Source organism: Niabella aurantiaca DSM 17617 (assembly GCF_000374125.1).
GTDB lineage: Bacteria > Bacteroidota > Bacteroidia > Chitinophagales > Chitinophagaceae > Niabella > Niabella aurantiaca.
Genome location: NZ_KB893643.1, coordinates 127,583 through 140,245 on the forward strand (window position 1 = coordinate 127,583; position 12,663 = coordinate 140,245).

The 12,663-nt window shown below is 46.4% G+C and carries 15 protein-coding genes and 1 tRNA gene; 6 read left to right on the forward strand and 10 right to left on the reverse strand.

Features of this window, described 5'->3' with window-relative positions; all coding sequences use genetic code 11:
- Nucleotides 1–99: 99 nt before the first annotated feature.
- Nucleotides 100–990 (reverse strand): hypothetical protein, encoded by an 891-nt coding sequence (locus B160_RS0117095; RefSeq protein ID WP_018629145.1) that lies wholly within the window; start codon nt 988–990, stop codon nt 100–102.
- Nucleotides 991–1,059: 69 nt separating this feature from the next.
- On the opposite strand from B160_RS0117095, the gene B160_RS0117100 reads away from it, so the two are divergent.
- Together B160_RS0117100 and B160_RS31990 are read left to right on the forward strand one after the other, a co-directional pair.
- Nucleotides 1,060–2,481: a DUF4403 family protein gene (locus B160_RS0117100; RefSeq protein WP_018629146.1), complete on the forward strand. Its 1,422-nt coding sequence runs from the start codon at nt 1,060–1,062 to the stop codon at nt 2,479–2,481.
- A gap of 534 nt (nt 2,482–3,015) precedes the next feature.
- Nucleotides 3,016–3,162 carry a hypothetical protein gene (locus B160_RS31990; protein ID WP_018629151.1) on the forward strand — a complete coding sequence of 49 codons (147 nt, stop codon included), beginning with the start codon at nt 3,016–3,018 and terminating at the stop codon, nt 3,160–3,162.
- Nucleotides 3,163–3,604: 442 nt separating this feature from the next.
- On the opposite strand, the gene B160_RS0117130 is transcribed toward B160_RS31990, so the two are convergent.
- Nucleotides 3,605–3,982 carry a GxxExxY protein gene (locus tag B160_RS0117130; protein ID WP_018629155.1) on the reverse strand — a complete coding sequence of 126 codons (378 nt, stop codon included), beginning with the start codon at nt 3,980–3,982 and terminating at the stop codon, nt 3,605–3,607.
- 626 nt (nt 3,983–4,608) lie between these two features.
- The gene (locus B160_RS0117145) at nt 4,609–5,139 is read right to left on the reverse strand and encodes a GtrA family protein (protein WP_018629157.1); all 531 of its coding nucleotides are present in this window, start codon (nt 5,137–5,139) and stop codon (nt 4,609–4,611) included.
- Nucleotides 5,140–5,212: 73 nt separating this feature from the next.
- Here B160_RS0117145 and argS point away from each other — a divergent pair, with 73 nt between their 5' ends.
- Entirely contained in the window at nt 5,213–6,988 is a 1,776-nt protein-coding gene (argS, locus tag B160_RS0117150; RefSeq protein WP_018629158.1) for an arginine--tRNA ligase, read from the forward strand.
- Between the two features lie 50 nt (nt 6,989–7,038).
- Here argS and mdh read toward each other — a convergent pair whose 3' ends face one another.
- A complete protein-coding gene (mdh, locus tag B160_RS0117155) occupies nt 7,039–7,968 on the reverse strand; it encodes a malate dehydrogenase (protein ID WP_018629159.1) in 930 nt (309 codons plus the stop codon).
- A gap of 190 nt (nt 7,969–8,158) precedes the next feature.
- Between mdh and B160_RS0117160 the strand changes: the two genes are divergently transcribed.
- Nucleotides 8,159–8,229, forward strand: a tRNA-Gln gene (locus B160_RS0117160).
- Nucleotides 8,230–8,369: 140 nt separating this feature from the next.
- Entirely contained in the window at nt 8,370–9,449 is a 1,080-nt protein-coding gene (locus tag B160_RS0117165; protein WP_169540094.1) for a tyrosine-type recombinase/integrase, read from the forward strand.
- Here the strand turns inward: B160_RS0117165 and B160_RS29465 are convergent.
- Nucleotides 9,441–9,665, reverse strand: a complete 225-nt coding sequence (locus B160_RS29465; RefSeq protein WP_040680030.1) for a DUF6965 family protein — start codon at nt 9,663–9,665, stop codon at nt 9,441–9,443. The two genes, B160_RS0117165 and B160_RS29465, sit on opposite strands and share 9 nt — an antisense overlap.
- Nucleotides 9,666–9,753: 88 nt before the next feature.
- On the opposite strand from B160_RS29465, the gene B160_RS0117175 reads away from it, so the two are divergent.
- The gene (locus B160_RS0117175; protein WP_018629162.1) at nt 9,754–10,281 is read left to right on the forward strand and encodes a hypothetical protein; all 528 of its coding nucleotides are present in this window, start codon (nt 9,754–9,756) and stop codon (nt 10,279–10,281) included.
- Here B160_RS0117175 and B160_RS29470 read toward each other — a convergent pair.
- The 5 genes from B160_RS29470 to B160_RS0117200 form a co-directional block, all read right to left on the reverse strand.
- Nucleotides 10,278–11,006 carry an SOS response-associated peptidase gene (locus B160_RS29470; RefSeq protein ID WP_071597048.1) on the reverse strand — a complete coding sequence of 243 codons (729 nt, stop codon included), beginning with the start codon at nt 11,004–11,006 and terminating at the stop codon, nt 10,278–10,280. The genes B160_RS0117175 and B160_RS29470 overlap by 4 nt on opposite strands.
- A 27-nt stretch (nt 11,007–11,033) precedes the next feature.
- Entirely contained in the window at nt 11,034–11,531 is a 498-nt protein-coding gene (locus B160_RS0117185) for a hypothetical protein (RefSeq protein WP_018629164.1), read from the reverse strand.
- A 153-nt stretch (nt 11,532–11,684) separates the two neighbouring features.
- Nucleotides 11,685–11,873 (reverse strand): hypothetical protein, encoded by a 189-nt coding sequence (locus B160_RS0117190; protein WP_018629165.1) that lies wholly within the window; start codon nt 11,871–11,873, stop codon nt 11,685–11,687.
- Nucleotides 11,874–11,922: 49 nt separating this feature from the next.
- Nucleotides 11,923–12,207, reverse strand: coding sequence for a hypothetical protein (locus tag B160_RS0117195; protein ID WP_018629166.1), 285 nt, complete (start codon nt 12,205–12,207; stop codon nt 11,923–11,925).
- 81 nt (nt 12,208–12,288) lie between these two features.
- Nucleotides 12,289–12,555, reverse strand: a complete 267-nt coding sequence (locus B160_RS0117200) for a hypothetical protein (RefSeq protein ID WP_018629167.1) — start codon at nt 12,553–12,555, stop codon at nt 12,289–12,291.
- Nucleotides 12,556–12,663 lie beyond the last annotated feature (108 nt).

Here is a 12,663-nt window from a genome sequence, read left to right on the forward strand (position 1 = left end):
TGTTCCACTTGTCTATCAGGACATTGAAGATCAACCTCCGGTGCCCAGGGACCCCTTTTTGTCAGATGGGAGCTGTTTTACACTGCACGGGCTGAACGGTTAATGATAGGTTACAGTTATCGCCGACGCACCGGCCCCGTCTTTGTCGTAAACGATCTTTACCGGCCGGTTTTTTCCGTCAAATTCGGTATAAATGTCCTTATAATCGGCATCATTGGGTACAGTTGGAGTGCTGCCCGGAGCAAAAACGGCATTCCAGTTTTTTGCTGCATTGTTCCTGGAAGCAATAAAATCGTAGCCCAGTGAAGGAGGAAGAACGCCCAGTTTTTTATACAGGGCATACAAATATCCCGGTCGCTTATCATACAGATAACGCTCCACGACCCGGAAATAATTATTACCGGGTGGAGTACCTGCTGGCGGAACAGGGCCATATCCAAAGAAGGTTCTGGAAACAATATTTTCCCCGTTATATGTTAAAGCAACATTTCGCATGCTGTATTCAGTATCGGTCAGCCATTGTGCATAGGACATCGAATCCGGCAGGGCATTTGACCGGTAGTAAAAACGGGCCAATACGCCCTCCCTAAATCCTTCGCTAAGCTGCGGATCTGTTGAAGTGTATCTTTTATAATAGACACTATCCCGTATCTCCGAGATCTTTCCGTTCTTCCAGATATAGGTATACTTCCGGATATCGAGGGCATAACGGTATCCATCACTATATGCGTTCTTTACAGAATCCAAACGGTAGTACCGGGAACGGAAAAGCCTTCCATTCTCATAGAAGAGTTCCTCATTGCCGATAAATTTCAGCTGTCCCTGCTCATCGTACCGGAACTCCAGGGGATTTTGGATACCGGATGAAGCCGGAGACCGTTCAATGGAAGCTATTTTTCCATCGGTGTCAAAAGAAAGGGAAGCGTCTTTATTGCGGTTACAGGCCAGTAAGAGGCCGGCAATGCCCAAAAACAGGTATCGATTTTTCATAACAGTGGCTGATCTACTTCTGTTTTCAAAAATAGCGCTTTTTAGCTCATCCTTATTATTTTTGAGCGAATGAAACAAGTACTGATCCTGTTGTTCTTTTTGCTCCACGCATCCCTGGCCTGGCAGCAGCCGATCGCCCCTGCAACACCGGTCCTTTCTGCGCCGGAATACCCCGCTGCGACCATACCGGAATCAGAACTGAACATTCCCATACAAATAGACCTGGCTCCTTTTTTTGCAATGGCCGATAAAAAGGTGGATACCCTCTTCACCTCGCCGCATTTTCCTGACGAATGGGTGCAGGAGGGCTGCGACACCCGTTATAAATACAGCTTCCGGCGGGGACCACTGCAATTCAGCCTCAACAATACAACATTGGATATCTCTTTTACCGGCTATTATAAGATCATCGGCTCTACAAGAGCCTGTGTGAACGGGAAGGCACTCACCCCCTGGACGCCAGCCTGCCAGTGCGGTTTTGAGGAAGGGGAACGTAAGGTAAAAGTGGGATTTTCCGTAGCCATCGCGCTCCTTACCAATTATACCATCAAGATGCAGGTAACCCGTAAGGAGCCGGAGCCGGTTGACAAATGCACGGTTTGCTTCTGGGGGCAGGATATTACCCCGGTGATCATGGATGCCCTGAAAAAAGAGCTCGATGTTTCAAAAGCCGACCTTGAAAAAAGTTATGGTCGCATCGACCTGAAGCCCCGGTTCCAGACCCTGTGGAACCAGCTGAACACGCCTTACAATATCAGCAATATGGGCTGGCTGCAGATCAACCCGCAAAAAGTGCGCATCAACAGCATTCAAACGGCAAACAATCAGCTGCAGATCAGTGTGGGTATGGCGGCCAAGCCGGTAGTACGTTTTGAAAAGCCGGCGGCCGCAGTTGTTCCGGTACCACATATCAGCAGCTTCAGCAAAAACAACGGGTTCCAGGTATATGCGGACCTGGTCATGAGCTACGACTCCCTTAGCCGGATCCTTACCAGCCAGATCGCAGGAAAAGAATTTACCTTCACCAAAGCGTTCATCAAAAAACGGTTTATTTTTCAGGAATGCAGGCTCCTGGGCAGTCGTGATAACCGCCTGGTGATGCAGGTAAAATTTACCGGTTCCAACGACGGCTATTTCTATGTAACCGGCAAGCCCCTGTACTATGCCGGTTCTCATATATTGCAGGTAACCGATGTGGATTTTGATATCCAGTCGCGGGATGCCCTGCTCAGGACCGCCGACTGGCTGTTTTCCCGGAAGATCACCGGGCAGATCGAAAAGATGGCGAAATACGATCTCAGTACGCTTTTAACAACGGCAAAAACCAATATGGAACAGCAGCTCAACCGGCAATTTATAAAAGGAGTTACGGGAGCAGGAACGGTTAAGGACATTACCGTGGCCGGTATTTTTCCACAATCAAACTGGCTGGCAGTCCGCGCCTACTGCAGTGGTGATTTTCTATTAAAGGTAACGGAGATCGATCTATAGGAACCCATTTTAAAAACAGCAGCGCTGTTACTATTCCCGCAGATCTACACGGATGAAATGCAGGCAGCGATCAATGGGTACATCGAAAAGATCAGCGAAAATCCGCGGGAAATACCACCCGCAGATCTACGCGGATGATATGCAGGCAGCNATCCGCGGGAAATACCACCCGCAGATCTACGCGGATGATATGCAGGCAGCGATCAACGGGTACAGCGAAAAGATCAGCGAAAATCAGCGGGAAATACTACCCGCAGATCTACGCAGATGAAAGGCAGGCAGCGATCAATGGGTACAGCCAAAAGATCAGCGAGGATCCGCGGGAAATACCACCCGCAGATCTACGCGGATGATATGCAGGCAGCAATCAACGGGTACAACGAAAAGATCAGCGAAAATCAGCGGGAAATACTGCCCGCAGATCTACGCAGATGAAATGCAGGCAACGATCAACGGGTACAGCGAAAAGATCAGCGTAAATCCGCGGGAAACACTGCCCACAGATCTACGCGGATGAAATGCAGGCAGCGATCAATGGGAACAGCCAAAAGATCAGCGAGGAGCCGCGGGAAATACCACCCGCAGATCTACGCAGATGAAATGCAGGCAGCGATCAACGGGAACAGCGAAAAGATCAGCGAAAATCAGCGGGAAATACTACCCGCAGATCTACGCAGATGAAAGGCAGGCAGCGATCAACGGGAACAGCCAAAAGATCAGCGAGGATCCGCGGGAAATACCACCCGCAGATCTACGCGGATGATATGCAGGCAGCGATCAACGGGTACAGCGAAAAGATCAGCGAAAATCAGCGGGAAATACTACCCGCAGATCTACGCAGATGAAAGGCAGGCAGCGATCAATGGGAACAGCCAAAAGATCAGCGAGGAGCCGCGGGAAATACTACCCGCAGATCTACGCAGATGGAATGCAGGCAGCGATCAACGGGTACAGCGAAAAGATCTGCGTAAATCCGCGGGAAATACTACCCGCAGATCTACGCAGATGAAATGCAGGCACCAATCAATGGGTACAGCCAAAAGATCAGCGAGGATCCGCGGGAAACGCTGCCCGCAGATCTACGCGGATGATATGCAGAAATAGAATTCATGAGAGTAGCCGCTCACAACCGGTTTACTTTCCGGAAGATTCCTTTAGTTATATTATCAACATTAAAATTAACAAGTATGGCTAATTTTAACCCGGATAGTTTCAGATGAGTGATCACCTGTTTATGATGTACGTTCAACAGCGTCTCAACCGATTTTATTTCAATAATCACTTTTTGTTCAACTAAAATATCAATCCGATATCCGATATCAAGTTTTATTGACGCATATACCATTGGTAAGGCCACCTGCCTGTTGATGCATAATCCTTTTTGCTGCAGCTCAAACGCAAGGGCGGCTTCGTACGCTGACTCCAGCAATCCCGGCCCCAAGTTGTTATATATTTTGAAAATGCATCCACGGATCTCGTAGGATAATTCATTTTCGGTCATGATTCATTAGGTTTTAAGCGTTATAAATAAAATTACTGTATATTTTTCAATAACGGGTAATTTTTCCAGGAAAGATCACCGAAAATCCGCGGGAAATACCACCCGCAGATCTACGCAGATGAAATGCGGGCAGCGATCAACGGGAACAGCGAAAAGATCAGCGAGGATCCGCAGGAAACACTACCCGCAGATCTACACGGATGAAAGGCAGGCAACGATCAACGAAAACATCGAAAAGATCACCGAAAATCCGCGGGAAATACTACCCGCAGATCTACGCGGATGAAATGCAGGCAGCGATCAACGGGTACAGCGAAAAGATCAGCGAGGATCCGCGGGAAACGCTGCCCGCTGATCTACGCAGATCAAATGCAGGCAACGATCAACGGGTACAGCAAAAGATCAGCGAAAATCCGCGGGAAACACTGCCCGCAGATCTACGCGGATGAAAGGCAGGGAACGATCAACAGGAACAGCGTAAAGATCTGCGAGGATCCGCGGGAAACACTACCCGCAGATCTACACAGATGAAATGCAGGGAATGATCAATGGGTACATCGAAAAGATCACCGTAAATCCGCGGGAAACACTGCCCGCTTTAAACAGTGGCTAAGGTTTTATACACTTTACCGGTCTGACCGGTCATCGTCCAGGTAGGTAGGCTCCGGCACCCGCTTAAAGCTGAAATGCCGCTGCGCCAGGTAGCTGAGCAATATCACCACTACCGTAGTGCCGATCTGCGCAAAAACAGGATAGATCCCCCATGCTTCCACCAGGATCTTGAGCAGCACAAAATTAATGGTAAGATTAAACACACAAACCAGCAGGTAACGGAACAGCTGCACCCGTCCCCGGATCCGGCTGTCGTCGAATACCACATATTTCATCAGGAAAAAACCCACCAGGAAACTGACCACAAAAGAAACCGCCAGCGCCGCCACATGCGATTTCAGGGCATAAAAACCAAAATGAAAATCATGCCCCTGCAAAATGAACTTATATGTGATATAATAAGACAATAGTCCCAGGAATGTGTTTGAAGCCCCGGAAACTGCATACCGGAAGGTTTGCAGCGGCATGATCCGCCTGAACGGCGGATAAAAAAAATCGATCAGCGGGAGAATATGGTCCCGCACACTATGCAGATGTTGCCTCATCGGCGGCGAAGATATTCCTTATTAAAATGATTTCTGCGCCGGCGTTCCTTATTTTTGCACAAAATTGTTAAGAATGAGTATTGTAGATACATTGAGGCCGGTTGTTGCAGCTGCATTAAAAGAATTGTATCAAAAGGAAATCGAAGTTTCATCGATTGCGATCAATAGCACCAAACCTGAGTTCGAAGGTGATTATACCGTTGTTTTATTCTCGTTTATCAAAGAGCTGAAAAAAAAACCGGAGGAGCTGGGTACGGAGATCGGGCAATACCTGGTTGACCACCGGGCAGACCTGGTTCATTCCTTTAATGTCATCAAAGGGTTCCTGAACCTGAGCATCGCAGAAAGCTTCTGGACCGGCTTTCTGGATCAGCATTATAAAGATCCTTCTCCGGGCAGGGAAGCGCAACAGACCTCGAAGGTGATGGTAGAATACTCCTCTCCCAATACCAATAAACCGCTGCACCTGGGCCATCTGCGGAATAATTTCCTGGGTTGGTCCATTGCTGAAATACTGGCCTATACCGGCAGCACCGTGCAGAAATGCTGCATCTCCAACGACCGGGGCATTCACATCTCCAAATCAATGGTGGCCTGGCAGCTTTATAGCAACGGCGCTACGCCGGAGTCTACCGGCATTAAGGGCGACCACCTCGTGGGTGATTACTATGTATTGTTCGGCGTAAAACACAAAGAGCAGATGGCAGCGCTTCTGCAACAAGGCATGAGTAAGGAGGAAGCCGAAAAGAATGCTCCGATCATGAAGGCCGCCCAGGAGATGCTGGTAAACTGGGAAAAAGGGGATCCGGAAGTGATCGCGCTCTGGAAAAAAATGAACGCGTGGGTATATGAAGGGTTCGACCAGACCTATAAACGCATCGGTACCGACTTTGACAAGATCTACTATGAAAGCGATACCTATATTTTAGGAAAGCAATTTGTGGAAGAAGGACTGAAGGACGGCGTGTTCTTTAAAAAGGAAGACGGCAGTGTATGGATCGATCTTACCGCCGAAGGGCTGGATGAAAAACTGGTGCTGCGCAAGGATGGAACAGCCGTTTACATTACCCAGGACCTGGGACTGGCCGATGAAAAGTATAAGGATTTTCCGTACGACCAGAGCATCTACGTGATTGCCGATGAGCAAAATTACCATATGAAAGTATTGCAGCTGATCCTGCAAAAGCTGAACAAACCCTATGCAGGCGGCATCTACCATATGAGCTATGGCATGGTGGAGCTGCCCAGCGGACGCATGAAAACCCGGGAGGGCACCGTGGTGGATGCCGACGATCTGCTGGATGAACTGGTAAAAGTAGCCGCCGCAAAAACAGAAGAACTGGGGAAGGTAAAAGACTTTTCCGAAACGGAACTAAAAGAGCTGCACGATACCATTGCGCTGGGCGCCTTAAAATTCTTCCTGCTGCGGGTAGATCCCAAAAAAAGGATGGTGTTCAACCCCGAAGAAAGTATCGACTTCCAGGGATTTACCGGGCCTTTCATCCAATATACGCATGCGCGCATCAGATCCATCCTCCGGAATGAAGCACCGGCTGCGGATACAGGAGCACCTGGCCCGTTACTGCCGCTGGAAAAAGAGCTGATCATTTTGCTGGAGCAGTTTCAGACACAAGTACAGCAGGCGGCCGGTGAGCACAACCCTTCGCTGCTGGCCATCTATGCCTTTACCATTTCCAAACTGTTCAACAGCTTTTATACGGCGCACTCGGTACGCAATGCGGAAAGCCCGGAGAAGAAAGATCTGCGGTTAAAGATCTGCACGCTCGCTGCAGCCACCATTGCCGCCTCCATGAACTTGCTGGGAATCCGGGTACCGGAACGGATGTAAATCAAAAGACCTGTCAGGTTTTTAAAAGCCTGACAGGTCCTCCTAAAAGATCACAAGGTCTTCAGCACATCATTCATATTGCGGACAGCGTCTGCGCTTTTATTAAAGGCCGCCTGTTCTGCTTCCGACAATTTAAAGTCAAGGATCCGTTCCCATCCGTTCCGGCCGATGATCACCGGTACCACCAGGGAAATATCGCTCTGACCATATTCGCCGTCCAGGGCCACACCACAGGAGATCAGTTTTTTCTCGTCACGCAGGATGCTCTCCACCATGGCAGCGGTGCCGGCGCCCGGTGCATACCAGGCCGAAGTGCCGATGAGCTTGGTTAATGTGGCGCCCCCTACCATTGTAGCGGCCACGATCTTATCCTGCTGCTCCTGTGATAAGAAATTGGTAACCGGTGTGCTGTTCCAGGTAGCATGCTTAATCAGCGGGATCATTGTAGTATCGCCGTGCCCGCCGATCACCACTGCGTTCAGATCCGCAGGCGAGCAACCCAGCTCCTGGCTAAGGTAATACCGGAAACGTGCCGAGTCCAGTGCCCCGCCCATACCCAGTACCCGGTTCTTAGGCAACCCGGAGGTTTGCAGGGTAAGATAATTCATGGTATCCATAGGATTGGAAACCACAATGATAATGGTATCGGGGGAATGCTTCAGGATATTTTCCGTAACACTTTTTACAATCCCGGCATTTACACCGATCAGTTCTTCGCGCGTCATGCCCGGCTTACGGGGCAAACCGGAGGTAACCACCACTACATCGGAATGTTCGGTGGCCGCATAATCGTTGGTAACCCCTTTTATCTTTGTATCAAATCCCAACAAGGCAGCGGTCTGCATCATGTCGATCGCCTTTCCTTCGGCTACGCCCTCTTTAATATCCAGCAAAACCAATTCGGACGCCAATTCTTTTCTGGCAATGTTGTCCGCACAGGTAGCGCCTACCGCTCCGGCACCTACTACAGTAACTTTCATATAATCGTTTTAAAAATGAATTGAATAGAAACAAATTTAACTGATTAAGTTTCAATAAACCAACGCCCGCAAAAATTCCATTATTAAATAAAAAAAATCGAAAAAAATATACAGAAACATATGGTTACAACAATTGAATCCCCTATTTTTGCAATCCCAAATCTGACACCTGTCAGCATAAAGGGCGGATTGACCCATGGTGTAACGGTAGCACTACTGATTTTGGTTCAGTCAGTTAAGGTTCGAATCCTTATGGGTCAACTCAAGGGCGTTGTAAATCAACGCCCTTTTCTATTTTAGCCTGTATTTCAACACCAGATAGCACCAGATAGCACCAAAATTATTATTTTTATGCCTCAAAATACGCCTCAAAAATGCCTCAAAAATATCATATAGGTTTTATGCTCGGCAACGCCGGAAAAGAAGACTTCTGTAAGGTTTATGTCCGTGTTACAGGCGGCGGCGCCGACTTCCGGCTGCCGACCACAGTTAAGGTAAAAAAAGAAGACTTTACGGGTAAAAAAATAACTGGTGTTCATAACCGAAAACAACTGAACGACCTGATACAAAAAGAACGGCATCGGGTGGAAACTTTGATTCTTGACGCTATTCTAAAAGACATAGCCATTACCCTGGAATTACTTTCAGAGGATTCGGGCAGCCGGGATAAGCTATCAACATATATTAAAAAATACCTGGAAGACACTCCCGGACTTAATACGAGAAGGACCCTTAAATCCATTTATAAAAAGCTGCCCGAAGTTTCAATAAACAGAATAGGCGTTGACTTTTTACAGGATCATGAAAAAATGCTGAGAGGTCAGAATTTGGATCAAAATACCCTTTACAATCAAACAAAAAAAGTAAAGCAGCTGCTTTTGTCGCTTATAGACAAAGACAAAATCACAAACCCGAAAGTAATTAAAGCAATCACTAAATACTCACCTCCGCCGGGCGTTAAAAATATACCTGAATTTCTTACTATTAAGGAGGTTAACGACTGGATGACTGTAACAAAATCACTCGTAAATCCAAATAAAAAAACCGCAGGATATTACTTTCTACTATCGTGTCACGGAGGATACCGGATCAGTGACCTTTACAGGTTCGACTATGATAAATGGGTTAAAGACGATATTTTGATTGTCCGGGCGAACAAGAACAAGAAGATAGTGTCTATCCCAATCTATAAGCCACTGGATGAAATTCTGCTTTATTGCAAAAACCACACCTTAAAAATGTCTGAAAAAGAATTTAGGGAATTTATCAGGGATGTGGCTAAGGATATAGGAATAAACCTCGCTAAAAGAAACATTACTCCCCATACAGGGAGGCACTCATTCGCAATGATGATGTTAAAGAAAGGCTTAAATATCGACGAGGTAAGCGAATTACTCGGCGATACCCCGGATGTTGCCAGAGTATATGCCAGGATCCTAAACGAACAGATTGCCGGTAAAATAAAAAAACATTTAGATTGATTTTTCCATCGCATCTCGAATTTTTTCCAAATGCTCTACCCGGCACCAGGCAATTATTTCCACAAATGACCCATCTTTTAGCATTCGCAAGGTTTCTGAAACAAACTCTTGGGGGTTGTATTGAGTTGAAGCGGCGTCGAGATGCAGCATCTCTGGCAATTTTCGTCCTGCGAAAAAAGCTTCCAGTGCTTCTATTCTCGATAAAGGAGGTCTCATAACACAAATGTATGAAAATCAAGTCCTCAAAAAATGATTTTGAAATACTAAATATTTTAGTAAATATTTGTGGTGAAAATGTATCATTATGCTGCAGCCGTTGGAGGTGTTCACGACCTTAAAAATAAACAGTTTTGCTATTCATGAGGTGAACTACCTGGTGTCGCAAACCTATTATCGGGCTTTCAACCCACTAACCAACCAGTTAAAAATACCCATATTGCTCACCCCCTATAAAAACAAGGAAGATGCAGAGTTTCACAAGATAAAGATCAAAAACGACCGTTATGCGGCAATAATCCATGTCGGCAGCCCTGCACACATGGAGAAGGTTAAGGAAATGATGCGTATCGATGGCCGGTATCAGCTCTACTATGCTACATTTAGATTGGCCGATCAAAATAATACGAGAGAGTTGGCCGCAAAATTATTTAGACATAAAATCGTCAACTGGCTTTCAAAAAATGAAAATGTATATGTAAACCCAAAATCGGAGATAAAGCTTGACTTTTTGGTTCAGTACGGCATAGTATACGCGGCTGTTTCAATTCAGAAAAAATGGTACAAAATGCCCCTGGATGAGATTGAGGATTATAGTGAGGTTCCAATGATCTAAATCACAATTTCCGGCACCTGGTCATAATGGGCCGGCGCTTGTGGATTAGCTGCTGTTTTAAAGTCTTTTGCTATAGTATAGTATTCGAGCTCCGTATCTGGGAGGCTTACGGAAGCAAATGCCGATATTTCCGCATCTGTCAAATTAGGATCTAACCATTTTGCCGCTCTGTCTTCATCCAGGATTACAGGCATCCGGTGCTTGGGTTTCCCGGTTTTTGCATCCAATTTATTGTGAATCGCCTGCATGACTTTGTTTGCTGGCTGCGTGCAAATAGTAAATGTGTTCAGGAATTGACCATTCCGATCCCACGGGTTCCATATCCCGGCCATAAAGAACACCTCCTTACCTTTCTCTTTAATAAAGTAAGGGAATGCTTCTGTTGTCTTCAGCAGCTCCCCCTTCTTCCCTATTTTTGGCAAATGGCGCCATTCGTAAAATCCGGAAGAAAGCACCAGACACCGGTGCTTTTTTACGGCTCCTTTAAATGAATTCTTATTAAACACATCTTCCAGGACGGCGTTCTGTGTGCTGTATCTAGCAGCCTCTTCAACGCTATTTGCCCAGGAAGGTATCAGCGTCCAATTCATTAATGTAGTGTCGTAACCGCTATCTGTTTTAACAACCACGGGCCACTCTGGGAACTCATGGAAACCGGCAAGTGGTATATTTATGTCGGGCTGCTTAACTTCGAATCCCTGGAGGCGGACCTCCTCTTTTGACATTTTGTAGCTGTTGAAATTGCACATAGCTTAACCTTTAATTTTCGCGTTGTATTCTTTAATCGCCTGACTGATGGCGTCTATTTCCAGGCTATCGAGCGCCGGCATACCTTCAGCCACATTATACATTTCGTTCTCCGCATCCAGCTCAAGGCGGGTGACAATGCTGCCTTTTTTCGGGTGAAGGAGATAAACATCCACCGACCCGTCGGGCGCAATTCCGTCATAATCCTCAAAATAATGAAAGTTGCAGGAGGCGTAATACCTATTATTTTCATCCTCCAACGGCACAATAAAATGACCATAAAGCGTATAATCGACCTTGTCATTTTTTATGTACTCATTCACCTGGACCACGATCTCGTCCGGAAGCAAATCACCTGAAACCCGGAGATAAAGATCCAAATTCGGATCATGCTCCATAACAGCAGATCTCCCTTCATAGGAAACGGCAAACGAGTCAGAATGAGGATCAAACTTTATCTGAACATCAACAATACGTGAATCCGGCAACCTGAAAAACGGCATAAATCAAACTTTCGTTCGAATTTATGTAATTTTTGTCAAGTATTTTATAAGCAAATTGGCTAATAACGTTATATATTAGCGAAGCAAATAATAAGAGACATCAAGATAAAGACCATTATTTCTCATTTACCGGCCGGGGCGAAAGTTCCGGCTTTATTGTCGGGTGAGCACCTCCCACACCACCTCCCAAGCCCGGTCCTGGTCTTTCTCCGGGACGGCCAGCTGCCGGTCTCTCCCCGAATGGATCAGGAAGACTTCAAAGCCGGCCAGCTGCAGCGCTTCTTTTACTTGGTCCAGGGTGTCCAGTTCGCGATGGGTGATGTAAACAGTGCATAGTATCATCGGCGCAAGGTAAGGCGCCGGGAAGGGGGATTTTTACGGGAATCCGGAATTAGGTCCCTTTTAGATACACCTGCTCTTCTTCGTCCCACACAACGGTATTGCCGCAACTGCAATTAAAAGTAACCACACCCCCAACACTTATCCGGTGTTTCCGGAACAGGCGGGCACGGCATTTAGGACAGTTAATAAAATTACTATCCTCTGTTAAATACAAGAATACTGCATCTTCAATTATTTCATTCCGAGGCACATTCATGCTTTCGGAGCTTTCCTGCAGCAAATCGAAAATCTGTTTCGTGGTGCGCAGATCTATACGCTTGTTTTTCTTTGCCATATCTTTGTTCTTTGAGCTGGTTAATAATTGTTTTGTCGCTCAAAAATTTAGCCCCCGGCTTGCAGGCTGGGGGATTTTGTTTTAACCGAAAGTTTCTTCTAATTCTTCTTTATCGTAGCCGTCTGCTTCAAAATCCTCGTTTTCAACCCAGTTGGTTATAAATTTTTCGTTCGGTCTTTCAGGTTTTTCAAATTCGTAGTAGGTCGCGATAATATCATCATCCCAATTTCTCCAGGCCCAGCACAACGCTTCATCTATCTTTCTTAATAAATCGGAAAAAGGACCGTAGTGCCCACCGTTGTTAAGGCCATCCAATTGTCTGATGATTTCGTTTTTGTAAGCTTCCATTTTGTTTTGTTTTGTGCCGTTGCAGCGGCGGTTAATAATTGTACAGCAAATATAGTATTTGTACGTACAGAAAACAAGAAGAAGAGCAATTATTTTAAAAAAATACCC